This window comes from Arthrobacter melezitosi (assembly GCF_054511055.1).
Genome location: NZ_JBTNDJ010000003.1, coordinates 15413 through 40880 on the forward strand (window position 1 = coordinate 15413; position 25468 = coordinate 40880).

19 protein-coding genes are annotated in these 25468 nt (G+C 72.5%); 13 read left to right on the plus strand and 6 right to left on the minus strand.

The genetic code is table 11. The features are described from left to right. Nucleotides 1-2 precede the first annotated feature (2 nt). Genes hemQ through hemL form a run of 6 tightly spaced genes read left to right on the plus strand, consistent with a single transcriptional unit; the run spans nt 3 to nt 6069 of the window. Nucleotides 3-737, plus strand: a complete 735-nt coding sequence (hemQ, locus tag ACX80W_RS04690) for a hydrogen peroxide-dependent heme synthase (RefSeq protein ID WP_459280898.1) — start codon at nt 3-5, stop codon at nt 735-737. A gap of 44 nt (nt 738-781) precedes the next feature. Continuing rightward, entirely contained in the window at nt 782-1936 is a 1155-nt protein-coding gene (locus tag ACX80W_RS04695) for a ferrochelatase (RefSeq protein WP_459281352.1), read from the plus strand. Further along, nucleotides 1936-2880, plus strand: coding sequence for a hydroxymethylbilane synthase (hemC, locus tag ACX80W_RS04700; protein WP_459280900.1), 945 nt, complete (start codon nt 1936-1938; stop codon nt 2878-2880). Before ACX80W_RS04695 ends, hemC begins: the two co-directional genes overlap by 1 nt. An 11-nt stretch (nt 2881-2891) precedes the next feature. Beyond that, nucleotides 2892-3752: a uroporphyrinogen-III synthase gene (locus ACX80W_RS04705; RefSeq protein ID WP_459280902.1), complete on the plus strand. Its 861-nt coding sequence runs from the start codon at nt 2892-2894 to the stop codon at nt 3750-3752. Further along, nucleotides 3749-4735 carry a porphobilinogen synthase gene (hemB, locus tag ACX80W_RS04710; RefSeq protein ID WP_459280904.1) on the plus strand — a complete coding sequence of 329 codons (987 nt, stop codon included), beginning with the start codon at nt 3749-3751 and terminating at the stop codon, nt 4733-4735. Before ACX80W_RS04705 ends, hemB begins: the two co-directional genes overlap by 4 nt. Before the next feature lie 11 nt (nt 4736-4746). Beyond that, nucleotides 4747-6069, plus strand: coding sequence for a glutamate-1-semialdehyde 2,1-aminomutase (gene hemL, locus ACX80W_RS04715; RefSeq protein WP_459280905.1), 1323 nt, complete (start codon nt 4747-4749; stop codon nt 6067-6069). 113 nt (nt 6070-6182) lie between these two features. On the opposite strand, the gene ACX80W_RS04720 is transcribed toward hemL, so the two are convergent. The 4 genes from ACX80W_RS04720 to ACX80W_RS04735 all read right to left on the minus strand — a co-directional run bounded on the left by ACX80W_RS04720 (nt 6183) and on the right by ACX80W_RS04735 (nt 9850). Then, nucleotides 6183-7025 (minus strand): MetQ/NlpA family ABC transporter substrate-binding protein, encoded by an 843-nt coding sequence (locus tag ACX80W_RS04720; RefSeq protein ID WP_459280906.1) that lies wholly within the window; start codon nt 7023-7025, stop codon nt 6183-6185. A gap of 128 nt (nt 7026-7153) precedes the next feature. After that, nucleotides 7154-7891 (minus strand): methionine ABC transporter permease, encoded by a 738-nt coding sequence (locus ACX80W_RS04725; protein ID WP_459280908.1) that lies wholly within the window; start codon nt 7889-7891, stop codon nt 7154-7156. Further along, nucleotides 7888-8898: a methionine ABC transporter ATP-binding protein gene (locus tag ACX80W_RS04730; protein WP_459280909.1), complete on the minus strand. Its 1011-nt coding sequence runs from the start codon at nt 8896-8898 to the stop codon at nt 7888-7890. Before ACX80W_RS04730 ends, ACX80W_RS04725 begins: the two co-directional genes overlap by 4 nt. Before the next feature lie 235 nt (nt 8899-9133). Then, a complete protein-coding gene (locus ACX80W_RS04735) occupies nt 9134-9850 on the minus strand; it encodes a 3'-5' exonuclease (protein ID WP_459280910.1) in 717 nt (238 codons plus the stop codon). A gap of 64 nt (nt 9851-9914) precedes the next feature. Here ACX80W_RS04735 and ACX80W_RS04740 point away from each other — a divergent pair, with 64 nt between their 5' ends. Genes ACX80W_RS04740 through ACX80W_RS04750 form a run of 3 tightly spaced genes read left to right on the plus strand, consistent with a single transcriptional unit; the run spans nt 9915 to nt 17098 of the window. Further along, on the plus strand, nt 9915-10322 hold the full coding sequence (locus ACX80W_RS04740) for an MGMT family protein (protein ID WP_459280911.1): 408 nt from the start codon (nt 9915-9917) through the stop codon (nt 10320-10322). Between the two features lie 30 nt (nt 10323-10352). Next, the gene (locus tag ACX80W_RS04745) at nt 10353-13637 is read left to right on the plus strand and encodes an ATP-dependent helicase (protein ID WP_459280912.1); all 3285 of its coding nucleotides are present in this window, start codon (nt 10353-10355) and stop codon (nt 13635-13637) included. Further along, nucleotides 13634-17098, plus strand: coding sequence for an ATP-dependent helicase (locus ACX80W_RS04750; RefSeq protein WP_459280913.1), 3465 nt, complete (start codon nt 13634-13636; stop codon nt 17096-17098). Before ACX80W_RS04745 ends, ACX80W_RS04750 begins: the two co-directional genes overlap by 4 nt. A 117-nt stretch (nt 17099-17215) precedes the next feature. On the opposite strand, the gene ACX80W_RS04755 is transcribed toward ACX80W_RS04750, so the two are convergent. Then, nucleotides 17216-18598 (minus strand): macrolide 2'-phosphotransferase, encoded by a 1383-nt coding sequence (locus ACX80W_RS04755; protein WP_459280915.1) that lies wholly within the window; start codon nt 18596-18598, stop codon nt 17216-17218. Nucleotides 18599-18755: 157 nt separating this feature from the next. Between ACX80W_RS04755 and nudC the strand changes: the two genes are divergently transcribed. From nudC to ACX80W_RS04770, 3 genes are read left to right on the plus strand one after another with little or no spacing between them, the layout of a single operon-like run. Next, complete coding sequence (gene nudC / locus ACX80W_RS04760; RefSeq protein ID WP_459280916.1) at nt 18756-19715, plus strand: NAD(+) diphosphatase; 960 nt, start codon at nt 18756-18758, stop codon at nt 19713-19715. Between the two features lie 11 nt (nt 19716-19726). Then, nucleotides 19727-21814: an ATP-dependent DNA helicase UvrD2 gene (locus tag ACX80W_RS04765; protein WP_459280918.1), complete on the plus strand. Its 2088-nt coding sequence runs from the start codon at nt 19727-19729 to the stop codon at nt 21812-21814. Next, nucleotides 21807-22343, plus strand: coding sequence for a M48 metallopeptidase family protein (locus ACX80W_RS04770; RefSeq protein ID WP_459280920.1), 537 nt, complete (start codon nt 21807-21809; stop codon nt 22341-22343). The genes ACX80W_RS04765 and ACX80W_RS04770 overlap by 8 nt, the downstream gene beginning before the upstream one ends. Before the next feature lie 126 nt (nt 22344-22469). Here ACX80W_RS04770 and ACX80W_RS04775 read toward each other — a convergent pair whose 3' ends face one another. Beyond that, entirely contained in the window at nt 22470-23837 is a 1368-nt protein-coding gene (locus ACX80W_RS04775) for a zinc-dependent metalloprotease (RefSeq protein ID WP_459281354.1), read from the minus strand. Between the two features lie 325 nt (nt 23838-24162). Here ACX80W_RS04775 and ACX80W_RS04780 point away from each other — a divergent pair, with 325 nt between their 5' ends. Beyond that, nucleotides 24163-25260 carry a YlbL family protein gene (locus ACX80W_RS04780; protein ID WP_459280922.1) on the plus strand — a complete coding sequence of 366 codons (1098 nt, stop codon included), beginning with the start codon at nt 24163-24165 and terminating at the stop codon, nt 25258-25260. Nucleotides 25261-25468: the final 208 nt, after the last annotated feature.

Here is a 25468-nt window from a genome sequence, read left to right on the forward strand (position 1 = left end):
GCATGAGCGAGCTAACCGGCGACCGGGTCTCCCAGACCACTTCCTCCGAACCTTCCGGAAGCGCCGGTGACGAGCCGCAGGCGGCGCAGTTCTTCACCCTGTGGACCGTCTTCCGGCGCGCGGCGTCCGGTTCCGGCGCGGCCGCGGCGGGCCTGCCGCTGGCGGAGGTCCTGGCCACCTTCGGCGGCAACGGGGTCACCGTCCGCGGGTTCTACGACGTCTCGGCAATGCGCGAGGACGCCGACGTGATGGTCTGGCTGCACGGCCCGCGCCCGGAGGACCTGCAGGCCGCCGTGCGCCGCATCCGCCGGTCCGAAACCTTCGCCGGCACCACCATCGCCTGGTCGGCCATGGGCGTCCACCGCGACGCCGAGTTCTCCAAGAGCCACGTCCCCGCCTTCGCCCGGGGCATCGAGCCGGCGGAATGGGTCTGCGTCTACCCGTTCGTGCGCTCCTACGACTGGTACATCCTGCCCACCGAGGAACGCCGCGAGATGCTCTACGACCACGGCATGAAGGGCAGGCAGTATCCCCAGGTCATCTCCAACACCGTCTCCTCCTTCGCGCTGGGGGACTGGGAGTGGATCCTCGCCCTCGAGGCCCCCGAGCTCGTCGACCTGGTCGACCTCATGCGCCACCTGCGCGAAACCGAAGCGCGCCGCCACGTGCGGGAGGAAGTCCCCTTCTACACCGGCCGGCGCATCACCCCCGACGAGATCGCAGAGGTGCTCAAGTGACCCAGACCTTCCACCCGCTCGACGGCGTCGACGAATCCGGCCGGATGGCCCCGAAGAACTACGACGCGATCGTCCTCGCCTCCTTCGGTGGACCCGAGGGCCAGGACGACGTCCTGCCCTTCCTGCGCAACGTCACCCGCGGGCGCGGGATCCCCGATGAGCGCCTCGAGGAGGTCTCCCACCACTACCGCGCCTTCGGCGGAATCAGCCCGATCAACGGGCAGAACCGCGCGCTGCGGGCCGCCATGGAGGCCGAACTGCGCCGGCGCGGCATCGACCTGCCCGTGTACTGGGGCAACCGCAACTGGGCGCCGTTCATCGCCGACACCCTGCGCGAGGCCTACGACGCCGGTCACCGGCGCATCCTCGCCGTCACCACGAGCGCCTACTCCTCCTACTCGAGCTGCCGGCAGTACCGCGAGGACCTCGGCATGGCCCTCGTGGAGACCGGCCTCGAAGGCCTGCTCGAAGTGGACAAGACCCGACAGTACTTCGACCACCCCGGCTTCGTCGAGCCCTTCGTCGAAGGCGTGACCGAAGGCCTCCGGAAGGTCCGTGCGTCCCTGGCCGAACGCGGCGAGGCCGACGCCCCCGTGCACATCATGTTCGCCACCCACTCGATCCCCACCGGCGACGCCGAGGCCTCAGGCCCCCGCGCCGCCGAGGGCGGCCCGGCCTACGAGGACGGCGCCTACGTCGCCCAGCACCTGGCCACCGCGCAGGCGGTCCTCGACCGCATCCCCGAGGCCGAAGGGGTGGACTGGTCGCTGGTCTACCAGTCCCGCTCCGGCGCCCCGCACATCCCGTGGCTCGAACCCGACGTGAACGACGCGCTGCGCGAACGCGCCGAAGCCGGCGTCCGCGGGGTCGTGATCGTGCCGCTGGGCTTCGTCAGCGACCACATGGAGGTGGCCTGGGACCTCGACACGGAGGCGCTCGAAACCTGCCGCGAGCTGGGCCTGGCCGCCGACCGGGTTCCCACCCCCGCCACCCACGAGAAGTTCGTCGCCGGCCTGATCGACCTGGTCTCCGAGCGCACGATCGAGAACAACATCGCCGAAAGGCCCGCAACGACCGCCCTGGGCCCCTGGTTCGACGTCTGCCGGCCGAACTGCTGCGCCAACCGCCGGGGCGAGAAGCCGACGATCGCCGCCGTGGATTCGACCGTGGGAACGCCCCTTCCCAACCCCGGATCGTAATGTCCCCGGACATCCGAGTCGGCACGCGGGGCAGCGCCCTGGCCCTCACCCAGACGACCACCGTCGCCGAGCGGGTCGCCGAACTGGCCGGCCGGAACTACGAGCTGGTGCGGATCCGCACCGACGGCGACGTGCTGACCGGGCCCCTGTCCCAGATGGGCGGCACCGGGGTCTTCGTCGTGGCGCTGCGCGAGGCGCTCCTTGACGGCCGGTGCGATCTCGCCGTCCACTCCCTGAAGGACCTCCCCACGACCCCCGCCCCCGGGCTGCGGGTCGCCGCGGTGCCCGAGCGCGCCGATACCCGCGACGCCCTGTGCGCCCGCGACGGGCTGACCCTGGCCACCCTGCCAGACGGCGCCCGCGTGGGCACCGGCTCCCCGCGCCGGGCCGCCCAGCTGCGGGCCGCCCGCCCCGGGCTTGAGGTCGTGGACATCCGTGGCAATGTCGACACCCGCCTGGGCCGGGTGGTCGGCGCCGGGACCGGTCCCGGAGACCTCGACGCCGTCGTCCTGGCCGCCGCGGGGCTTTTCCGGCTCGGCCGGCACGCCGCCATCACCGAATACATCGACCCCGCCGTCATGCTGCCCGCCCCGGGGCAGGGCGCCCTGGCCGTCGAATTCCGGACCGGCGATGAGGACGGCGACCTGGCGGCCGCCCTGGCCGCCTACGACCACGCCGACACCCGCGCCGCCGTCACCGCCGAGCGGGCCGTGCTGCTGCGCCTTGAGGCCGGCTGCTCCGCCCCGATCGGGGCCCTGGCCTCCGTGCAGGGCGACACGCTGACCCTCGAGGCCGTGGTGGCCGGCCTCGACGGCACGCGCCTGCTGCGGCGCAGCCGCTCCACCGCCAACGACGGTCCCGAGGCCGCGGCCCGGCTGGGCGTCGCCCTCGCCGAGGAACTCCTCGAGGCCGGGGCGGCCCGGATCGCGCCCCTGGGCAGCTGAGGGCCGTGCCGTTGCCCGCGAGCCAGGACCTCGGCGGCCTCCGGGTGGTCCTGACGCGCACCCCGGGCCGCTCGGCGGGCTTCGCCGACGAGTTCACCCGGCGCGGGGCGCTCCCGCTGTGCCTGCCGCTGATCGATTTCGAACGGCCCGCCGACCCTGCCCCGCTTGACCGGGCCCTGGCACGGCTCGCCGCCGGCGGGTACGACTGGCTGGTGGTCACCAGCGCCACCACGGTGACCGCCCTCGAAGCCTGCGCGCGGCGCACCGGCTCGACCCTGGCCGGCGTCCTGCCCGCCGCGACCCGGGTCGCCGCCGTGGGGGAGGCCACCGCGGCCGCGCTGGCCCGTGCCGGGATCCGGGTGTCGCTCACCCCGCACGGGAGTTCAGCGCAGGGCCTGCTCGCGGAGCTTCCGGCCGGTCCCGGAACGCTCCTCCTGCCGCAGGCGTCCCTCGCCGACGGGACGCTGGACTCCGGCCTCGCCGGCCGGCGGTGGCAGGTGGACCGCGTCGAGGCCTACCGCACCGTCGACTACCCGGCCGATCCCGCACGCCGCCTGGCCGAACCCGGGCCGCCGTCGGCCGGTGCGCCGGCCGTGCTCGACGGCGCCGCCTACCGCGAGCTGGCCGGTGCCGGCACCCACGCCGTGGTCCTCACGTCGCCGAGCACCGCGCGCCGGTTCGCCGCCCTGCTCGGGGGCGCCTTCCCCGCCGGCCTGGCCGCGGTCGCCATCGGACCCAGCACGGCCGCCGAAACCGCCCGGGTGGGGCTGCCGCTCGCCGCCACGGCCGGGGCGCCGACGCCCCGGGGCGTCGCCGACGCCGTGGCCGGCGCCATCCACCCGTTACCACCGACGAACGGAGTTTCCCCATGAGCTTTCCCCAGCACCGGCCGCGCCGGCTGCGCAGGACACCGGCGGTCCGCCGGCTCACCGCCGAATACCGGCTCAACCCCGCCGAGCTGATCCTCCCGGCGTTCATCCGGGAGGGCCTGAGCGAGCCCGCGCCCATCTCCTCGATGCCCGGCGTCGTCCAGCACACCACCGACACCCTCCGGCGCGCCGCGGCCGAGGCCGTCGGTCTCGGCGTCGGCGGCATCATGCTCTTCGGCATCCCGGCGCGCCGGGACGCCACCGGCAGCGCGGGCATCGACCCCGACGGGGTGCTCAACCGGGCTATCGCCGACGTGCGCGCCGAGGTCGGCGACGACCTCGTGGTCATGAGCGATGTGTGCCTTGACGAATTCACCGACCACGGACACTGCGGCGTCCTCGCCGCGGACGGCTCGGTGGACAATGACGCAACCCTGGCCGTCTACGCGCAGATGGCCGTGGAACAGGCCAACGCCGGCGCGCACGTGCTCGGCCCCTCCGGCATGATGGACGGACAGGTCGCCGTGATCCGGCAGGCCCTCGACGCCGCCGGACACGCCGACACGGGCGTGCTCGCCTACTCGGCGAAATACGCCTCGGCGTTCTACGGCCCCTTCCGGGAGGCCGTCGACTCCCAGCTCACTGGGGACCGCCGCACCTACCAGATGGACGCCGCGAACCGGCGCGAGGCCCTGCTCGAGGTCGAACTCGACCTCGAGGAAGGCGCCGACATGGTCATGGTCAAGCCGGCCATGAGCTACCTCGACATCCTGGCCGACGTCGCCGCGATGTCCCCGGTCCCGGTCGCCGCGTACCAGGTCTCCGGGGAGTACGCCATGATCGAGGCCGCCGCCGCGAACGGCTGGATCGACCGGCGCCGGGCCATCGAGGAATCCGTCCTCGGCATCCGCCGGGCCGGAGCCGACATGATCCTGACCTACTGGGCCGCCGAGCTGGCGCTCTGGCTCAACGAAACCCGCAGCTGAAGGAAGAGACAATGAGCACCTCGGAAGAACTCTACGACCGCGCCCGGGCCCTCATGCCCGGCGGCGTCAACTCGCCCGTGCGGGCCTTCGGCTCGGTCGGCGGCACCCCGCGCTTCCTCGTCGACGCCCACGGCGCGCGCGTCACCGACGCCGACGGGAAAACCTACGTCGACCTCGTCGGCTCCTGGGGCCCGGCCCTGCTCGGACACTCCCACCCGGCGGTGATCGAGGCCGTGCACCGCGCCGTCGACCACGGGCTCACCTTCGGCGCCTCCACCCCGGCCGAGGCCGACCTCGCCGAACTCGTGAAGGAACGCGTCCCCGCCGTCGAACTGCTCCGCATGGTCTCCACCGGCACCGAGGCCACGATGACGGCGGTGCGCCTGGCCCGCGGCTTCACCGGCCGCAGCCTGATCATCAAGTTCGCCGGCTGCTACCACGGGCACGTCGACAGCCTGCTCGCCGCGGCCGGCTCCGGGGTGGCCACCCTCGCCCTGCCCGGCTCGGCCGGGGTGACCGAGGCGACGACCGCCGAGACCCTGGTGCTTCCCTACAACGACACCGCCGCCGTCGAGGAGGCGTTCCGCGAACACGGGGAGCGGATCGCCGCGGTCATCACGGAGGCGGCGCCGGCGAACATGGGCGTGGTGACCCCGGGGAAGGGTTTCAACGCCTTCCTCTCCCGCATCACCACCGAACACGGCGCCCTGTTCATCGTCGACGAGGTGATGACCGGGTTCCGGACCCACCCCGGCGGATACTGGCGCCTGACCGGGGGAGCGGCCGATGCCGCCGAGCCGTGGACGCCGGACCTGCTGACCTTCGGCAAGGTGATCGGCGGGGGCATCCCCGCGGCGGCCCTGGGCGGCCGGGCCGACGTGATGAACCACCTCGCCCCGCTCGGGCCCGTCTACCAGGCCGGGACGCTCTCGGGGAACCCGCTGGCCATGGCCGCCGGCGTCGCGACCCTGACCGCCGCGACCGACGAGGTCTACCGGAACATCGACGCCCGCTCGCTCGAACTGTCCACGGCGCTCTCGGCCGAACTCGACCGTGCCGGGGTCGACCACTCGATCCAGCGTGCCGGGAACCTCTTCAGTGTCGCCTTCGGCACCTCGGCGCGGGGCGTGAGCAACTACGCCGACGCCCAGGGCCAGGAGTCCTACCGCTACGGGCCGTTCTTCCACTCCATGCTCGACTCCGGGGTGTACCTGCCGCCGTCGGTCTTCGAGGCCTGGTTCCTCTCCGCGGCGCACGATGACGCCGCGATGGAGGAGATCTTCGCGGCGCTGCCCGCAGCCGCCAAGGCCGCGGCGGCCGCCCAACCCGCATAAAGGCCGTTAAACGCATCCACTGCGCAGTACGTACCGGAAGAACCCGTCGGGGCCGGTTGCTACTGCGCAGTGGATTTTTTTGGCGGATGAGGTCGAGCGGATGCCCGTTCCGCCTAGAAGGCCGGAGTCACATCTCCGCTGGGCCACTCCTGCTCGATGAAGGCGCGGACCTCATCGGAGTGGAGCAGCTCGTCGAGCTTCTCGATCCGGGCATCCCCCTCGGAGGAGGTGTTCCAGGCCAGGAAGTTCGCGTACGGGTTCTCCTCGGTGGACTCGACGATCAGGGCGTCCTCCGTGTTCAGGCCCGCGTCGAGGATGTAGTTCCCGTTGATGATCGCCAGGTCCACGGAGGGATCCTTGACGTCGTTGAGCAGCAGTTCGGGCTGGTTCTCGACGAACTCGTAGCCGTTCGGATTCTGCGCGTCGGTGAGCGCGAGGACCGAGGCGTCCTCCTCGATGCCCGTGAGCAGTCCGGCGTCCTGGAGCAGGGTCAGTGCCCGGGCCTGGTTCGAGGGGTCGTTCGTGATGGCGATCCGCGCGCCCTCGGGCAGCCCGGAGACGTCGTCGTGCTTTTCGGAGAAGGCGGCGTACGGCTCGATGTGGACGCCCTCCCCGTGGGAGAACTCGTAGCCCTGACCCTCGACCTGCTGCTCGAAGTAGGGCAGGTGCTGGAAGTAGTTGGCGTCGAGGTCCCCGTCCTTCAGGGCGATGTTCGGGGTCGTGTAATCGTCGAACTCGACGATCTCCAGGTCGATGCCGGTGTCCTTGGTCAGGTTCTCGTCGACGAACTCGAGGATGCGGGCGTGCGGCAGCGGGCTGGCTCCGACCGTGACGATGGCCGGATCGGCCGGATCGAGGGAATCGACGGTTCCGCTGTCGGCCGCGTTGGCGCCGCAGGCGGAGAGCGTGAGGGAGGCTGCAAGGCCGGTGGCGGCAAGGGAGAGGAGTTTACGCACGGGTGCGTCCTTTCGGGTGTCCGGCGCCCAGGGGCCGGAAACGGGGCAGCTAGCGGCTACTGGCTGCCGATCCGCAGTGGCCGGACGCGGGTCCGGTCTGCGGAAACTTTGGAGGGGCGGGAATCCGCCTAGGCGGAGACCTCGGGGGTCCGCCGGCGGCGCCGTCCGGCTCCCGCGGTGGCGGCGTTGCGGTGGTCCACCCGGGCCATCGCGCGGTCCCCGACCAGCTGGATCAGCTGGACGATCGCGACGATGATCACGATGATGACGACCATGACGGTGGTGTCGAAGCGTTGGAGCCCGTAGTTGTAGGCGAGCCGCCCGAGTCCGCCGCCGCCGATGATTCCCGCCATCGCGGAGTATCCGACGAGGGCCACCAGGGTGGAGGTGAAGCCCGCAATGAGGCCGGGCAGGGCCTCGCGCAGGAGCACCTTGGTGATCACCTGCATCCGGGTGGAGCCCATGACCAGCGCCGCATCGACCTTGCCGGCGGCGACGTCGCGCAGGCTCGTCTCGACGATGCGGGCGAAGAACGGAATGCTGCCGATGCTCAGGGACACCGAGGCCGCGACCGGACCGATGGAGGTTCCGGTGATCAGGCGCGCGAGCGGGATGAGCGAGACCATCAGGATCGCGAACGGGATGGAGCGCGTGATGTTCACGACGACGTCCGAGAGGATGCGGTGGGCCACCGGCATCGGGCGGAGGCCGCCCGGCGCGCTGGCGATCAGGAAGACCCCGAGGGGAAGGCCGATGAGCACCGTGAAGAAGCCGGAGATCGAGATCATCTGGATCGTGGCGGCGAATTCCTTGGGCAGCGCCTCGGTCAGCCCGGGGTTGGTGGTGATTTCCTCGAGGAAGTTCACGCTGCCACCTCCACGGTCACGCCGCGGGCCCGGAGGTGGGACACGACATCGTTCAAGGCGAGGGGCTCCTCCGGGGCGGAGCCGCCGGCGGGGGCGGGTTCCAGCCCGACGCGCATCCGGGAGAACTGCTCGCCGGCGAGGGTCTCGACGCTTCCCGCGAGGAGGGTGACATCGAGGGAGAAGCGCCGGGAGAGCTCGGAGAGCACGGGTCCCGAGCCGGAGCCGCCGGCCGTGAGCAGGTCGAGCACATGGCCCGAAGCGGCCGGGTCGAGCGGCGGCAGCGGCAGGAGGGCCTGGACGAGCCGGCCGTTCAGGGATCCGGCCACCTCGCGCAGGAGTCCCTGCTCGACGACGCGGCCCTTCTCAAGCAGGGACACGGAGTCGCAGATCCGCTTCACGACGTTCATCTCGTGCGTGATGATCAGCACGGTCAGGCCGAGGGTGTCCGAGAGCCGGCGGATCAGGTCGAGGATCTCATCGGTGGTGGCGGGGTCGAGCGCCGAGGTGGGCTCGTCGCACAGGAGCACCGTGGGGTCGGCGGCGAGCGCCCGGGCGATGCCCACGCGCTGCTTCTGGCCGCCGGAGAGCTGGGACGGGTAGGCGTCGGCGAATTCCGCAAGGCCGACGAGGTCCAGCAGGCGGGCGACCTTCGCGTTCCGCTCGCCCTTGGGAATCCGCACGAGTTCGAGCGGCAGGGCGACGTTGCCGGCCGCGGTGCGCGAGTCGAGGAGGTTGGCGTGCTGGAAGACCATGCCGATCCGCCGCCGCGCGGAGCGCACCTCGGATTCCTTCACCGAGGTGAGGTCCCGGCCGTCGATGGCGACCGATCCGGAGGTGGGGCGGTCGAGCAGGGTCAGGCAGCGCACCAGCGTGGACTTGCCGGCTCCGGAATGGCCGATCACGCCGTGGATCGTCCCGCGCGGGACCTCAAGGCTGACGCCGTCGAGGGCGGCGATGGTGCGCCCGCCCTGACGGTAGGACTTGCGCAGCTCGGTAACCGTAATCATGTGTCCTCATGGCTTGGCTGGCGATGGATTCGGCGCGGCGCTGCGGCAGGAAGGTGACTCATCGATGTTCGCATGGACGCGGAACGCCGCGAAATTGTGTGGGTCGAATCACATGGGCCGCGTCATCTGCCGTAAGAAAGCCCGGTGCGGGCGGTTCCCTGCGCCGGGCCGGCCGGCAGCGGGAGCAGGCAGGGCCCTTCCGGAGCGGAACCGACCGGGCCGGCCGCTGGAAGAATCAGCCGGCGATGAGGAAGGACTCCTCGGCCGGGTCCGGGATCACCGGCCAGGCGCGCTCCACCACGGCGTCGGGATCGGCGCGGCGCAGGTACTCCTCGAGGTTCGCCGCCTGCCGGTCCGCCCAGACCACCTGCGCCTCGTGCAGGTCCGCCGCGGGACGGGCGAGGGTTGGATAGCGGACCGCGAGGGCCTCGGCGACCCGCAGGGTGGCCAGCACGTCCGCCGCCGAGGTGTGGGCGTTCTCGAACCCGATGCCGTAGTGGGCGCACATTGCGGTCAGGGTCCGCTTTCCACGCCGGTAGCGGTCCACCTGCTTGTCCATCACGTAGGGGTCGAGCACCGGTGCCGGCGTCGGCGCGGCAAGGCCGTGCCGGGCGCTCTCGCGGGCCAGGACCGTGAAGTCGTACCGGGCGTTGAACGCCAGCACGGGAATGCCGGCGCCGAACAGCCGCCGCAGGACCGCCCCCGCCTCGGCCACCACGGTCCCGGCCGGCTGGCCGTGGGCACGGGCGTGGGCGGTGCTGACACCGTGGATCGCCGCTGCCTCCTCGGGGATGGGGATCCCCGGATCCGCAAGCCACTCATGCTCCTCGACCACCGACCCGCCGCCATCGACCACGAGGATGGAGGCCGTGACGATGCGCGCCTCCAGCGGGTCGCGCCCGGTGGTCTCGAGGTCGAACGCTGCCCGGGGGGAGGAATGCCAGCTGGTCATGGAGCCCACGCTAGCGGCCCCCGCCGACGTTTCCGGCGGCGACGCTCCGGCTAGGCTTGAACCCATGAGGAGAACGGCCGACTACCGCGAGTCGGTGCTCGATGTGGCCCGGCTCATTCCGCCCGGACACGTGCTGACCTACGGGGACATCGCCGAACTGCTCGAGGCCGGCGGACCACGGCAGGTCGGAGCGGCGATGAGCGGCAGCGGACCGGCGGTGCCCTGGTGGCGGGTGATCCGGGCGGGCGGCCTTCCCCCGCGCGGGCTCGGAGGGGAGGCCCAGCCCCGGTATGCCGCCGAAGGCACCCCGCTGCGGCGGTCCGGAAGCGGCCGGCCCGAGGACGGCGGGTACGCGGTCGAGCTGCGCACCGCCCGCTGGACGCCGTCCGCGGCGGAGATGGGGGAGGTGGCGCGGATCCGGGAGCGGCTGCGCGGGCAGCCCCAGACCGACACAGCGCCCACCCTCGCCTGAATTGTCGGTAACGCGTGATGGGCTTAAGGCATGACCACCACCCTTGCCGGCCCCGGAACCGACGCCCCCTCCGGCCCGTTCCCGGACGCGCGGGCCTCCGGCGGCCCCCGCGGCCTCGCGGACGCGGCGTCGGTCGTCACCGCCCCGCCCGGCCCCGGGGGGACGCTGGTACTCGGCGGCCCGGGCTCCGGGAAGTCCCGGCTGCTGGTCGACCTGGCGGTCCACCGCATCAACTCCGGCCAGCTCGAGCCGTCCGGGCTCCTGCTCCTGGCGCCCACCCGCGCCGCGGCCGCACGGCTGCGCGATGAGCTGACCAGCAGCCTCGACCGCAGCCTCAGCACCGCCCCGGCGCGCACGTGGGGGTCCTATGCGTTCGACCTGATCCGGCGGGCGAAGATCGAGGGCCGGATGCCCCACCTGAGCCGTCCGCCCCGGCTGCTCTCCGGCGCCGAACAGGACCTCATCATCAAGGAACTCCTCGCGGGGCACGGCGGCGGCGGCGCCCCCGCACCGGCCTGGCCGGCCAGCCTTGCCCTCGCCCTTGGCACGCGGGGGTTCCGGCAGGAAATCCGCGAACTGTTCGACCGCGTCAGCGAATACGGAGCCTCGGCGGAGGAACTCCACGAGTGGGGCCTGCGCTTTGACCGGCCCGACTGGTCGGCGGCCGCCTCCCTCTACCAGGAGTACCGCGACGTCCTCGACCTGAGGATGCCCGAGGCCTTCGACCCGGCCGGCATCCTCACCGGGGCGCGGCAGCTGCTTGAGCAGGATCCGGAGTTCCTCGCGGAGGAACGGGAGCGGTTGAAGCTGGTCCTCGTCGACGACTACCAGGAGGCGAACCCGGCGATCCATGCCCTGCTGGGGCTGCTGGCCCGGGGCAGCGAAGCGGTCATCACCTCCTGTCCCGACACCGCCGTTCAGGGCTTCCGCGGGGCCCGCCCCGAACTCACCGGGCGGCTCGAGGAACTGCTCGACGCCGGCCGGGGGCTGCGCACAGTGGTGCTGCCCACCTCCTTCACCCTGCACGAACCGCTCCTGGCCGCGTGGCGGAACGTCGCCTCCCGCATCGCCACGGCCGGCGCCGGGAGCGCCTACCGGCAGCTGGCGGGCCGGCCGGCACCGGAGGGCGCCCGGCCGGGACCGGCCCACGCCGGCCCCGGGACGGCGGCGGGGGAGGGGACGCCGGGAGTCGAGGTCCACCTCGTCGACTCCGTCTTCCACGAACAGCGCTACCTCACCCAGCGGATCCTCGAGGCGCACCTGTACGACGGGCGGAGCTTCGATGACATCGCCGTCATCGTGCGCAACGGCGGCCAGGTCCAGGCGGTGCAGCGTTTCCTGACAGCCCAGGGGCTCGCCGTCAACGTGCCGGCCGCCGAAACGGCGATCCGGGACGAACCGGCCGTCCGGCCCCTCCTGGACATCTTCTCGGTGGTCGTCGGCGCCACCGAAATCACCCCCGAGCTGTGTGTGTCGCTGCTGACCTCGCGCATCGGCGGCGCGAGCCCGCTCGAGCTGCGGCGCCTGCGCCAGGTGCTGCGCCGGGAGGAACTCACCGAAGGCGGGGGGCGCACCAGCGACGAACTCCTCGTCGAGCTGCTGTCGGCGCCGGTGCCGGCGGGCACCCTGCCCCGGGAGGCGCGTCCGGTCCAACGCGTCGCCCGGATGATCCAGGCCGGCCGGGACGCGCTCGCCGCCGCCGGCGACCCGGCGTCGGTGGTGTGGGCCCTGTGGTCCGCCTCGGGGTTGTCCGCCACCTGGTCCGCGGCCGCCGTCGCCGAGGGGCCTTCCTCGGCACGTGCCGACCGCGACCTGGACGCTGTCCTCGCCCTGTTCCAGGCCGCCGAGCGTTTCGTCGACCAGATGCCGGGGGCCCCGGCCGGGCTCTTCCTCGAGTACCTCCTGAGCCAGGAACTCCCGATGGACACCCTCGCCCCCCGCGCCCACCGCAGGGCCTCGGTGTCCGTCCTGACCCCCGCCAGTGCCGCCGGGCGGCACTGGCCCCTGGTGATCGTCGCGGGGCTGCAGGAGGGGGTGTGGCCCAACCTCAGGCTGCGCGGGGAGCTGCTCGGCTCGGGCGAACTCCGGGCTTTGCTCGACCACGGCCCCTCCTTCCGCCGGCACCGCGATCCGCTGAGCCTGCTGCAGGACATTCGGTTCGACGAGCTGCGGACCTTCTCCACCGCGGTGTCCCGCGCCACCGAGCAGCTGCTGTGCATCGGGGTGTCCTCCCCGGACGAGCAGCCCTCGCAGTTCCTCGACCTGGTGGACCCGCTGCCGCCCGGGGTGGACGAACGCGCCCGCACCGAGGTGCAGCGGCCGCTGACCCTGCGGGCCCTGGTGGCCGAGCTGCGGAAGTTCGTCCAGGACCCGGGCCGCAGCCCGGGACTTGCCGCGGAGGCGGCACTGCACCTGGGCCGGATGGCCGGGGTCTCGCCCCCGGTGCCCGGCGCGCACCCCTCCCAGTGGTGGGGGCTGCTGCCGCTGAGCTCCGATGACCCGGTGGTGCCGCCCGACGCGGCCATCCCGGTATCCCCCTCCAAGGTCGAAGCGGTGCTCCGTTCCCCGCTGAACTGGTTCGTCTCGGCCGCGGGAGGGGAACCGGCAACCGACTTCGCCCGCTCCCTGGGAACCCTCGTGCACCAGATCGCCCAGGACCTGCCGCAGGCCAGCGGCGGGGAGTACCTCGCCGAACTGCAGCGCCGGTGGCCCACGCTGGGCATGAAGGAGAACTGGGAGGGCAAGATCGATTACCGGCGGGCCGAAACGATGGTGCGCAAGCTCGCCGCCTACGTCGTGGACGCCCGCCAGGCGGGCCGCTCGCTCGTCGCGACCGAGGTCGACTTCACCGTCGATATCCCCGTGGCCGCCGGCGACGCCGAACGCACCGCGCGGCTCAAGGGCCAGATCGACCGGCTCGAGATCGACGCCGCGGGGCGCCTCGTGGTGGTGGACCTCAAGACCGGCAAGTCGGCGCCGGCCAAGGCCGAGCTCGGCCAGCACCCCCAGCTGGCGGCGTACCAGGCCGCGGTGAGCGGGGGCGGACTGCTCGAGGCCGCCGGCTCGGACACCCCGGGCGGCGCGGCGCTGGTGCAGCTCGGGACGACGGCCAAGGGCGCCGCCGTGCAGGAGCAGCCTCCCCTGGAGCCGGGGGACACCTGGGCGACGGACATGATCGGGCAGGCGGCGCTGCTGATGGCCGCGGCCCAGTTCGACTCGGTGCACGACCCGGGCCGGTCCGGTTTCGGCGGCAGCGGGTGCCGGCTCCCGGAGATCTGCCCGCTGTGCGCCGAGGGAAAGCAGGTGACCGAATGACCCGGGTCCAGGACCAGCCGGCCGGCCGGCACGCAGAAGGCACGGACGGCGCTGCCGGCACCCCGGCGGAAGGCATGCGGTTCTCGGCCCGCGCGCTGGCCGAGCTGCTCCACACCGACCCGGGCTCGCCCGTGCAGTACCCCACGCCCGACCAGGCCCGCGTCATCGAGGCGCCGCTGGAGCCGCTGCTCGTGATCGCCGGAGCGGGGTCGGGCAAGACCAAGACCATGGCGGACCGGGTGGTGTGGCTCGTGGCCAACGAGCTGGTGCGCCCCGAGCAGATCCTCGGGGTGACCTTCACCCGCAAGGCCGCCGGGGAGCTCGGGACCCGGATCCGGCAGCGCCTGGCGGCCCTGTACCGCACCCTCGACGGGCCGGACGCCGCGGGGCCGGACCGGCTCGACCCCACCGTGTCGACCTACCATTCGTTCGCCAACGGGATCGTCCAGGACTATGGGCTCCGCATCGGGGTGGAGCGCGATTCGGTCATGCTCGGAACGGCACAGGCCTGGCAGCTGGCGGTGTCGGTCGTCGAGGCGTACAGCGGGGAGTGGAGCCACTTCACCGCGGCGAAGTCGACGCTGGTGAACGCCGTCCTCGGCATGGCCGGGGAGTGCGCCGAACACCTCACGCCCCCCTCGGCGGTGCGCGCGGCCCTGCGGGAGCACATCGACGCCATCGAGCGGCTGCAGTCCGCCCCGTCCGCGCGCAGGCCCACGCTGGCGGCGGTGAACCTCCTGAACAAGCTGAAAACGAGGGTGAGCGTCACCGAACTGGTCGACCAGTACGCGGCGGCGAAGCTGGCCCGGAGGCAGCTCGACTTCGGTGACCTGGTGGCGCTGGCGGCGAGGATCGCCCAGGAGATCCCCGAGGCGACCGAGATGGAACGGCAGAAATATCAGGTGGTCCTGCTCGATGAGTTCCAGGACACCTCCCACGCCCAGATGGTCCTGTTCTCGCGTCTTTTCGCGGACGGCAGGGCCGTCACGGCCGTCGGGGATCCCCACCAGTCCATCTACGGCTTCCGGGGAGCGTCGGCGGGCCAGTTGGGCACCTTCCGCACCGCGTTCCCGGTGGGGGCGCCGGGCGGGCCCCTGGCGCCGTCCCCGGTATCGAACCTCTCCGTCGCCTGGCGGAACTCGACGGCGATCCTGGCGGCCGCGAACACCGTCTCGGCCGCCCTGAACGTGCCCGCACCGTGGCTCCGGTCCGCGCCGTCACTGACGGTACCCGGACTGGTTGCCCGGCCCGGCGCACCGGTGGGGGAGGTGCGGATCGGCAGGTTCCTCGCGGACGCGCCCGCTGGCGGCCCCGCCGCGGGTGGACCCGGGCCGGTGCCCAGCGGACCCCGGCGGCCCGCCACCGAGGCCGAGGCCGTTGCGGCCGAGGTGATGTTCCACTCCCGCCGGAGCTTCGAGCGCGACGAACAGGGCGACAAGCTGCGCCCGACCATCGCGGTCCTGTGCCGGGGCCGGAAGCAGTTCGAGCCGATCCGCCGCGAGCTCGAGCGGAACGGCGTTCCAGTGCAGATCGTCGGGCTGGGCGGGCTGCTGCGGACCCCCGAAATCGTCGAAATGCTCGCGGTGCTGCGGGTCCTTGGCGATCCCGACCGGTCCGACTCAATGCTCCGGCTGCTCGCCGGGGCCCGCTGGCGGCTCGGCCCGGCCGACCTCATGGCGCTCGGTGACTGGTCACGCCAGCTCGCCCGCAGCCGGGAGGCGGCCGGGCGCCCGGCGCGCGCGGCGGAGGAGCCGGCCGGGGACGGCGCCGTCATCGCGCCGGACGCCGCCGAGAGCGGCAGCCTGGTCGAGGCCGTTGACCACCTCCCGCCGGACGGCTGGGAGTCCGCGGCCGGCCGCAGCCTGAGCGCCGCGGGACGGGAACGGCTCGCGCGCCTCCGCGACGAGCTGCGGCGGCTGCGGGACTACGTGGGGGACGACCTCGGCACGATCATCGGGGAGGTGGAACGCAGCATCCTCCTGGACATCGAGGTGGCGGCCAAGCCCGGTGTGGGGATCCACGACGCCCGCCGGAACCTCGATGCCTTCTCCGAAGCGGTGGCCGGATTCACCTCGACGGCGGAGCGGGTCGACCTGCCCGCCTTCCTGGCCTGGCTCGAGGCGGCCGACGCCGAGGAGGACGGGCTTCCGGTCACCCAGCTCGAGGCCAGCCGCGATGCGGTCCAACTGCTCACCGTGCACGCCTCCAAGGGCCTCGAATGGGATGTGGTTCTCGTTCCGGGGCTCAATGACGGGTCCTTCCCGAGCGGGACCGCCTCGCGGTGGAGCAGCGGCGATTCGGCCATACCCTGGACGCTGCGCGGCGACGCGCCCGAGCTGCCCCACTGGGACTGGGACCAGCCCGACCCCAAGGAGTGGCTCGAGAGCGAAAAACGCTACGCCGACGACGCCCGCGCCCACGCCGAACGCGAGGAACGCAGGCTCGCCTATGTGGCCTTCACCCGGGCCAAGCACGTGCTGGTCTGCACCTCCTCCGCGTGGGGCGGCGGACGCACCCGCCCGACCCCGGCCTCGGGCTACCTGCTGGACCTGCTGACCCTGGCCGAGAAGGGGGAGGAAGGGTTCACGGTCCTGCACTGGCTCGCCGGCGACGAGGAGGGCGATGAGAATCCGGCCGCCGCCGTCCCGCAGCGCGCGGCCTGGCCCGTGGATCCGCTCGGTCCGCGGCGGCCGGCCCTGACCGGGGCGGCGGACGCCGTCGCGCACGCGGCGCGGGCCTTCGCGGAGGCCGACGCGCAGGCCCGGGAGGCATGGGCGGCTCCGGACGGCAGGTGGAGCCGGGAGGTGGAACTCGCCCTTGCCCGGCGCGCCCAGGACGAGGAAAAACTCCCGGTGACGCTGCCGGCCCACATTTCGGCCTCAACGCTCGTCGAGCTGGGGGAGGACCCCGCCGCGGTGCTGGCGCAGCTGCGCCGGCCGGTGCCGCGCCAGCCCGGCTCCGCGGCCCGCAAGGGAACCGCCTTCCACGCCTGGATCGAGGAGTTCTACGGCACCAGCGGCATGCTCGACCTGGGGGAGTACCCGGGCGCCGCCGATGCCCATGTCGACGAGGCGCTGGGACTCGAAGACATGGCGGAGATCTTCCGCAACTCGACCTGGGCCGCCCGGACCCCCGCCGGGATCGAGGTGCCGATCGAGACGAAGGTGGGAGGCGTCATCGTGCGCGGGCGCATCGATGCGGTGTTCCGGGACGCCGACGGAACCTGGGACCTGATCGACTGGAAGACCGGGCGGCCGCCCAGCGAGGCCAAACGGGCCGCCAAGTCGGTCCAGCTCGCCCTCTACCGGCTGGCCTGGGCCCGGCTCAAGGAGGTTCCGCTCGAGTCCGTCCGGGCGGCGTTCTTCTATGTCGCGGACAACGCACTGATCCGCCCGCACGACCTCGCCGGGGAGGCGGAACTCGAAAGCATCATCGCCGCCGCCGTCGAACTCGGCGGGTAGGACCGCTCCGGGAGGCGGGCCGCCGGGACCGGGTGGGACAGGACCGCTCTGGGGGGCGGGCCGGGGCCGGGCGGCTCAGGGGCCGGCCCTGAGAGCGGGCCGGGGAGCCGGCGGACCCTAGCGGTGCGAGGAGATGATCGGCAGGGCCGACGTGGCCAGGTGGTCGGTCGACCCACCGGCCGGGGCGGCCCCCGCCGGGCGGAGCAGGGTCACCGCCGGAAGAGTGTCCTGCGGGCTGCCGGGGTGCCCGCCGGAGGCCCCGGCGGCGGCCCGGCTGCCGGTCCGCTGGCCCTGGGAGTCCGCTCCGGCGCTGCCGGCCGGCTCGTCCCCGGAGCGCTCCGCCGGACCGTCCTGCGCATCGGCCGGTCCGTCATCAGGCCGCCCGGGCGCCGACACCGGGGCGGCCGGTGCCGGGACAACCGTAGGGGGAACGACGATCGGTGCGATCATCGCCGGGGTGATCACGGTGGGTGCCACCGTCGCCTCCGGCCCTCCGGTGCTGCCTGCCGCCGTCGTCGTGCCGGCCGCCGCCGCTGCCGGGTTGGAGGCCGCGGACGTGGCGCCGCCTGGAGCGCCGTTCCCGACCCCGCCCTGCGGGGCCGAGTCGAACGCGACGACATCCGCCTCGAGGGAGGCCATCATGTCGTGGGCCTCGGCGATCATCTGGGGATCCTCCATGGCCAGCCCGCGCACCATCCACTGCGCCAGGGCGAACTCCGCGGCCAGGGACGCACGCCGGGCCAGGTGCGGGTCGGCCGCCCCGCGGGCCTTGGCGTAGGCGGCGTAGACCGAATCAACGAACGCCGGGTCGGCGACGGCGGCGAGCCAGGCGAAATCGTCGGCGGGGTCGCCGATGCGCAGGTCGGTCCACCCCGTCACGGCGGAGATCCGGCTGCCCGAGACGAAGAGGTGGTCCTCGTGCAGGTCCCCGTGGACAACGGTGGGGCTGAACCGCCACAGGGTGACGTCCTCCAGGGCGTGCTCCCACCGCCGCAGCAGGACCGAGGGGATGCGGCCGGTCGTCGCCGCCTGGTCGAGTTCGTTGAGCTTGCGCTGCCGGAACTCGTTCGCCTCGTAGCTTGGCAGGTTGGCCCGCTGCACGAGGGCCTTGGGCAGTTCGTGGATGGCCGCCAGCGCCCGGCCGATCTCGGCCGCCATGCCGCGGCCCCCCGCAGCGAGGGATTCGAGGTCTCGAGTGCTGCCCTCGAGGTGCGAATAGACGAATGTGCTCAGGTTGCCCTGGCGGACACTCCCGGCGATGTGCGGGATGAGGAAGGGAAGCTCGGCCCGGACGGCGGGGGTGAACGCCCGCAGGGCCTGCAGCTCGGTCTCGAGGCGCATGCTGGCCTCGGGGTGGCGGGGGGAGCGGACCCTCCATTGCTTGCCGGCGGCGTCGACCAGCAGGGCGGCATCGAAATCGGCGCTGTCATCCGGGGCTCCGGTAACACCGGTGGGTGCGAGCCCAGGCACAGCGGCGCTGGCAATGGCAGCAAGTTCCATGGGAGTCCGTTTCACATTGTCAACGGTAGGTGCATCAGTGCACGACGGGAGAATCCAGCGGCGGCGAGTCGCCAGATGCCTTGAATATCCGCGACTTCTCCTCCACCGCCGCGGGGGCCAAATGTCTTTTGGGAGACCGAGTTAGTACCGTAGATGCATGAGCGAACCCCTGCGCACCCTCCTCCAGCCGCCGCTCGTTTCCCTTCCCCTCGCCCGCTCCCACGCCGACCGCGGCTCCGATTTCCGGCTCACCCCAAACCTCTTCGGGCTGCTGTGGGACGCGCCCGGGACCCTGGTGCTGGTCCTGGCCGACGGGCGCACCCCGCTCGCCGGCGGGGCGCTGCGGCTCTTCGGGACGGCCGAGGTGGCGCGGCCGGAGAACCCGGTCTACCTGGGCCGGATCCTGCCCGGCGCCCCGGCGGCCGGCAGCCACGTGGTGCTGGTGATGCTCGATGGGGTCGATGAAGCCCTTGCGCCCCGGGAGGACTGGCACGGCCTGCGCGACGTCGCCGCCTCCCTCGACGCCCGCGACGCCGGCCTGTTCGTCGAGGCGGCAGCCCTGGCGCACTGGCACCGGACCCACACCCACTGTCCCCGCTGCGGCAGCCCCACCGTGCCCGAGGACGGCGGGTGGGTGCGCCGCTGCCCCCTCGATGACTCCCTCCACTACCCGCGCACCGACCCCGCGATCATCGTCTCGGTCATCGACGACGCCGACAGGATCCTGCTGGGCTCCGCGGTGTCCTGGCCCGAGAACCGGTTCTCGACCCTCGCCGGCTTCGTCGAACCCGGCGAGTCACTGGAGTCGGCCGTTGTCCGCGAGGTGGCCGAGGAATCCGGCGTCGACGTGCACTCCCCGCAGTACCTCGGATCCCAACCCTGGCCGTTTCCCGCCTCCCTGATGCTCGGCTACACCGCCGTGGCGGCGGGGACCTCCCTGACCCCGGACGGCATCGAGATCGAAACCCTGAGGTGGTTCACCCGCCGGGAGCTGCACGAGGAACTCCGCGACGGAAAGATCACCGTGGCGGGGGAGATCTCCATCGCCCGCGCCCTGATCGAGCGCTGGTACGGCGGACCGCTTGAGCACGAACCGGACGGGGCCCGCCTGCCGTGAACGACCAGCCGTTGGAAGAACGCATCCTCGAGGGCCTGGACAACGAACAACGCGCGGTGGCCACCACGCTCGCCGGGCCCCTGTGCGTCCTGGCCGGGGCCGGCACGGGCAAGACCCGGGCCATTACGCACCGCATCGCCTACGGCGTCCACACCGGGGTCTACAAGCCCCAGCAGGTCCTCGCCGTCACCTTCACCGCCCGGGCGGCCGCCGAAATGCGGACACGGCTGCGCGACCTGGGCGCCGGCGGGGTCCAGGCGCGCACCTTCCACGCCGCGGCCCTGCGCCAGCTCCAGTACTTCTGGCCCTCGGCCGTCGGCGGGCCGCTGCCGGCGCTCGTCGACCACAAGGCCCAACTGATCGCCGAGGCCGCGCGGCGGCTGCGCCTCTCGACCGACCGTGCGGCCATCCGCGACGTCGCCGCCGAAATCGAGTGGGCGAAGGTGTCGATGCTGATGCCGGACAGCTATGTCGCGGCCGCCGCGGGACGCTCCGAACCCGCCGGCATGGACCTCACCACGGTCGCCCGGATCTTCTCGGCCTATGAGGACCTCAAGCTCGACCGGAACCTGATCGACTTCGAGGACGTCCTGCTCACCACCGTCGGGATCCTGCAGGAGGACGAGAAGGTCGCGGCGACCGTCCGCGGCCAGTACCGCCACTTCGTGGTCGACGAATACCAGGACGTTTCCCCGCTGCAGCAGCGCCTCCTCGACCTGTGGCTCGGCGACCGGCAGGAGCTGTGCGTCGTCGGCGATGCCAGCCAGACCATCTACTCCTTCACCGGCGCGACCTCGCGGCACCTGCTCGAGTTCACCCGCCGCTACGAGGGCGCCCAGGTGGTGCGCCTGGTGCGCGACTACCGCTCGACGCCGCAGGTCGTCCGGCTGGCCAACACGCTCCTCGCCGCGCGCAGCAGCGAGGTGGACCGCCGGGCCGGGGCCACCTCCTGGTCGGCGCCGCTCGAACTCATCGCCCAGCGCCCGGCAGGGCCCGAACCGGTGTTCACCGAATGCAGCGACGACGACGCCGAGGCCGCCGAGGTCGCCCGGAAGATCGGCGAACTGCTGGCCGCCGGGGTGCCGGCGAGCGAAATCGCGATCCTCTACCGGACCAACGGGCAGTCCGAGGCCTACGAGCAGGCGCTCGCGAGCGTCGGCATCGGCTACCAGCTGCGCGGCGGGGAACGCTTCTTCGCCCGCCGCGAGGTGCGGGACGCGCTGCTGCAGCTCCGGGCGGCGGCCCGGACCGAAGGCAACGACGACGTCCCCCAGCAGGTGCGCGATGTCCTTGCCTCCCTCGGCTACACCTCAACGGCGCCGCAGACCTCGGGGGCGGTCCGGGAAAAGTGGGAATCCCTTGCCGCGCTCGTCGGCCTGGCCGACGAGCTCTCCCGGACCCGGGAGGCGTTCTCCCTCCGGATGTTCGTCGCGGAACTCGAGGAGCGGGCGGCCGCCCAGCACGCGCCGACGGTTCAGGGCGTCACCCTCGCCTCGCTGCACTCCGCCAAGGGCCTCGAATGGGATGCGGTGTTCCTCGTGGGCCTGAGCGAGGGGCTCATGCCGATCTCCTTCGCCGACACCCAGGAAGCGGTCGACGAGGAACGCCGGCTGCTCTACGTCGGCATCACCCGGGCGCGGGCCCACCTTGCGCTGTCCTGGTCGACGTCGCGCTCACCCGGGGGGCGGGCCAGCCGGAAACCGTCGAGGTTCCTCGACGCCCTCCGCCCCGCCGGGGCGGGCGGCCGTCCGTTCCGGCAGCCGGCCGCGCGCAAGGCACGCAAGGCCGCGGCACCGGCGGTGTGCCGGGTGTGCGGGAAGGCGCTCAGCACGGGCTCCGAGCGCAAGATGGGCCGCTGCGGCGACTGCCCGGCAACGTACCGCGAGGAGACGTTCGAGGCGCTCCGCGGCTGGCGCCTCGAGGAGGCGCGGGACAAGGATGTTCCGGCGTTCGTCGTCTTCACCGACGCCACCCTGATCGCCATCGCCGAGGCCAAGCCGCAGACCCTGGAGGAGCTCGGTGAACTGGCGGGGGTCGGCTCGGCCAAACTCGAACGCTACGGCGAAGCGGTCATCGACATCATCAGCCGCAATGACTGAGCCGGCGGCCCCGGCCGGGCCACTGCCGGTCGAGGTGCGCCGGTCGGCGCGGCGCCGGCGCACGGTGAGCGCCGACGTGCGCAACGGGACGGTGATCGTTTCCATCCCCGCCTCCTTCACCCGGGCCCAGGAGCAGGAGTGGGTCGCCCGGATGGTGTCGAAGCTCCAGGGCCGCGGCGCCGCGACGGACGCCGACCCCAGTGCCCTCGCGCAGCGCGCCCGGCAGCTGGCCGGGCGCTACCTGGGGGGCCGGGGCATCCCCGACACCATCGCCTGGGTCACCAACCAGAACACCCGGTGGGGCTCGGCCACCCCGGCGCACCGGTCGATCCGGCTCTCGCACAAGCTCCAGGGGATGCCCGGCTGGGTGGTCGACTACGTGATCCTGCACGAGATGGCGCACCTGATCGAATCGTCCCACGGCCGGGCCTTCTGGCGCCTGCTGGAGTCCTATCCGGAGACCGAGAAGGCGAAGGCCTTCCTCGCCGGGGCGGCTTTCGCGGCCGACCACGGCCTGGCTGGGCGCTAACCGCACCCGGAGGCGCTCCCCGGGATCGCCGGGCGACGAACGCGGCACCTCACGACGAACGCGCCACTTAACGACGAACGCACCGGCAATAACCGGTGCGTTTGTCGTTAACGGGTCCGTCCGCCGCTATGGAGTGCGTCCGTCGGTGCCGCCGTCCCCGGCCGGAGGCTCATCCCCGCCGTCGGGCCCCTCCTCGGGGGCAGCGGGCTTCTCGAAGTCGCCCGCGAGCAGGCGCTCCAGTGCCGCGTCGACGTCGGATCCTGCCGATTCGATGAGTTGCCGGCGTGCGGTGAAGCCCGCCGGATCGTCGAGGTCCTCGGCGGTGGGCAGCAGGTCCGGGTGCTCCCAGATCGCGTCGCGGCCCTCGAGTCCGCGCTCCTCGGTGAGATGGGCCCACAGCGCTGCGGCGTCGCGCAGCCGGCGCGGACGCAGCTCAAGCCCCACAAGGGAGGCGAAGGCGTGCTCGGCCGGCCCGCCGCTCGCCCGGCGCCGCCGCACGGTCTCGCGCAGCGCCGCCGCCGCAGGGAGGTTGACCGTGGCCGCCGCGGTGATCTCGTCGACCCACCCCTCAACCAGGGCCAGCACCGTCTCGAGCCGGGACAGCGCCGCGTCCTGCTCCGCCGTGCGCTCGGGCATGAAGACCCCCTGGGAGAGGGCCGCCTGCATTGATTCGGGGTTGGTGGGGTCGATGTCGCGGGCGGCGTCCTCGATCTTCGTCATGTCGATGTGGATGCCGCGGGCATACCGTTCGATGGTGCCCATGAGGTGCCCGGCCAGCCAGGGCACCTGGGTGAACAGGCGCACGTGGGCGGCCTCGCGGACCGCCAGGAACAGGGTCACCTCCTGCTCGGGGATGTCCAGGCCCTCCCCGAAGGAGCGCACGTTCGCGGGGAGCAGCGCCATCTGCCCGTCCGCAAGGGGGACGCCGATGTCGGTCGAGCCGAGCACCTCCTTGGAGAGCGCGCCCACGGCCTGGCCGAGCTGCATCCCGAACATCGCCCCGCCCATGTTCTGGAACATCGACGCGCCGCCGCCTGCCATCCCCAGGATCGACTTCATCTCATCGGGCAGCTGCTCCGAGAGCGTGTCCGAGAGCGCCTTGGAGATGCTCACGGCCACCGGCTCGGTCAGCTGCCGCCAGGTGCCCATCGTCGCTTCGATCCATTCGGCCCTGGACCAGGCCCGGCCGAGCTGACCGGTGGCGGGGAACGCGGTGAACGGGTCGATCCACATTTCGGCGAGGCGGAGGGCCTCGTCGATGGATCGGCGCTGCAGGGACGTCACCGAAGGGTCGTTTTCCGACGCGGCCACCCGCCGGGCGTGCTCGTGCGCCAGCTGCCAGTTCACGGGTCCGCTGCTGGGGGCCGAGAACATGGCCTGCACCTGCTGCATCATCATCGCCATCGCCTGGGGGTCCGACGGCAGTCCGGCCGCCTTCGCGATCTCCCGCGGGTCGAATCCCTCGGCGTCGCCGCCGAGCAGCCTCGCGATCATTTCCGACAGCGGATCCTTGGGGGAGTCGTCGCCGTTGGAGGGGTTGGATGGGTTGGTCACTAATACCACCGGTCCTGGAAGTCGCTGAAAAGGCCTGCCCGTCCTGCATGCCGTGGCACCGGTCCGCGCAGTTGTTGTGCCAACGTTACCGGCAGGGGAGCGGGCTTGTCCTAGAACCCCTCCGGGAGTTCGCTGAGGGCAAATACCGCGCCCGGGACGGTGCCGGGACGTGAACCGTTTAGGGTTGTAGAGCAGATTCCCCCGTCATCCCGTGCCCCGCTGGCGCAGCCCGAACAGGCCGTGCCAGGGAAAAGGAAACCGTATCGTGTCACAGCCCGTCCGCTCCGGAACCTACGAGCCCGTGGAGCCGGAGCGCCCCCGCGACCCCCGGGTCAGGGCCATGGTGACCTCCGGCGCGCTCACGCTGGCGCTTGGCGCCGCGGCGGTCCTGCTGCCCGCCCCGTACGTCCTGGAAGCCCCCGGCCCGACGTTCAACACCATCGGGGAGGCAAGGTCGCAGCCCCTGATCGAAATCTCCGGCCGGGAAACCTTCACCCCCGAAGGACAGCTGGACCTGACCACCGTGTACGTCAGCGGCGGACCCAACGGTGACGTCAGCATCTTCGACGCCTTCCGGGCGTGGATCGACCCGGAGCAAACAGTGCGCCCCGAGGAGCTCGTCTACGCCCCGGGGACGACACGGTCGCAGATCGAGGAACGCAACACCGTCTCGATGATCTCCTCGCAGGAATCCGCCATCGCCGCGGCGCTGGGCCACCTCGACATCCCCTACGAGGAGTCGCTGACGGTCGTGGACCTGGCCGAAGGGTCGGCGTCCGAGGGCCTCCTCGAGCCCGGCGACACCATCACCTCCATCTCGGGCACCGCCGTGCGCAACATCGACACCCTGCGCAGCACCCTGGCCGACACCGGCGGCGCCGGGGTCGACCTCGGGGTCCTCCGGGCCGGCTCCCCCGAGAAGGTATCGGTTACGCCGAAGCAGTCACCGGAAGGGGACTACCAGCTGGGGGTCCTGCTGACCTCGGAGTTCGAGTTCCCCTTCGACGTCACGATCGCCCTTGACAATGTCGGGGGTCCCTCGGCCGGATCGATGTTCGCCCTGGGGATCATCGACATGCTCACCGAGGGGGACCTCACCGGCGGCCGCCACTTCGCGGGCACCGGCACCATCGACTCCACCGGGGCGATCGGCGGGATCGGCGGGATCCAGCAGAAGCTGGTCGGCGCGCGCGACGACGGCGCCGAGTTCTTCCTCGCCCCCGCCGAGAACTGCGCGGAGGTGATCGGCCACGTACCGGACGGGCTGAAGGTGGTCAAGGTGGCGACCCTCGAGGAAGCGGTCAACGCCGTGGAGGTGCTGGGCTCGGGCCGGGACGGTTCCGGGCTGCCGACCTGCCGCTGACCTCCTCTGTCGCCGGCGTCCGGCCCCGGTTCAGGACACGATTGTGGAACGATTCCGGGTGAAGCGGCGTAATTGGACACCCAGTTGCACCGCCCGCGCGGGAACAGGGCAGAATGGAACCACGAAGGCAGAGACTGCGCCATGTTTCCGGCCCGTGGGGCCTGCGGCAGACCGTTGTGTGCTCGTCGTCGTGACCCACAGCCGCCAA

Excerpts from the sequence above, each read along its gene's own strand:
- hemQ (WP_459280898.1), top strand. The coding sequence starts at position 3 with ATGAGCGAGCTAACCGGCGACCGGGTCTCCCAGACCACTTCCTCCGAA.
- ACX80W_RS04695 (WP_459281352.1), top strand. The coding sequence starts at position 782 with ATGGCCCCGAAGAACTACGACGCGATCGTCCTCGCCTCCTTCGGTGGA.
- hemC (WP_459280900.1), top strand. The coding sequence starts at position 1,936 with ATGTCCCCGGACATCCGAGTCGGCACGCGGGGCAGCGCCCTGGCCCTC.
- hemB (WP_459280904.1), top strand. The coding sequence starts at position 3,749 with ATGAGCTTTCCCCAGCACCGGCCGCGCCGGCTGCGCAGGACACCGGCG.
- hemL (WP_459280905.1), top strand. The coding sequence starts at position 4,747 with ATGAGCACCTCGGAAGAACTCTACGACCGCGCCCGGGCCCTCATGCCC.
- ACX80W_RS04730 (WP_459280909.1), bottom strand. The coding sequence starts at position 8,898 with ATGATTACGGTTACCGAGCTGCGCAAGTCCTACCGTCAGGGCGGGCGC.
- ACX80W_RS04735 (WP_459280910.1), bottom strand. The coding sequence starts at position 9,850 with ATGACCAGCTGGCATTCCTCCCCCCGGGCAGCGTTCGACCTCGAGACC.
- ACX80W_RS04740 (WP_459280911.1), top strand. The coding sequence starts at position 9,915 with ATGAGGAGAACGGCCGACTACCGCGAGTCGGTGCTCGATGTGGCCCGG.
- ACX80W_RS04745 (WP_459280912.1), top strand. The coding sequence starts at position 10,353 with ATGACCACCACCCTTGCCGGCCCCGGAACCGACGCCCCCTCCGGCCCG.
- ACX80W_RS04750 (WP_459280913.1), top strand. The coding sequence starts at position 13,634 with ATGACCCGGGTCCAGGACCAGCCGGCCGGCCGGCACGCAGAAGGCACG.
- ACX80W_RS04755 (WP_459280915.1), bottom strand. The coding sequence starts at position 18,598 with ATGGAACTTGCTGCCATTGCCAGCGCCGCTGTGCCTGGGCTCGCACCC.
- nudC (WP_459280916.1), top strand. The coding sequence starts at position 18,756 with ATGAGCGAACCCCTGCGCACCCTCCTCCAGCCGCCGCTCGTTTCCCTT.
- ACX80W_RS04770 (WP_459280920.1), top strand. The coding sequence starts at position 21,807 with ATGACTGAGCCGGCGGCCCCGGCCGGGCCACTGCCGGTCGAGGTGCGC.
- ACX80W_RS04775 (WP_459281354.1), bottom strand. The coding sequence starts at position 23,837 with ATGATCGCGAGGCTGCTCGGCGGCGACGCCGAGGGATTCGACCCGCGG.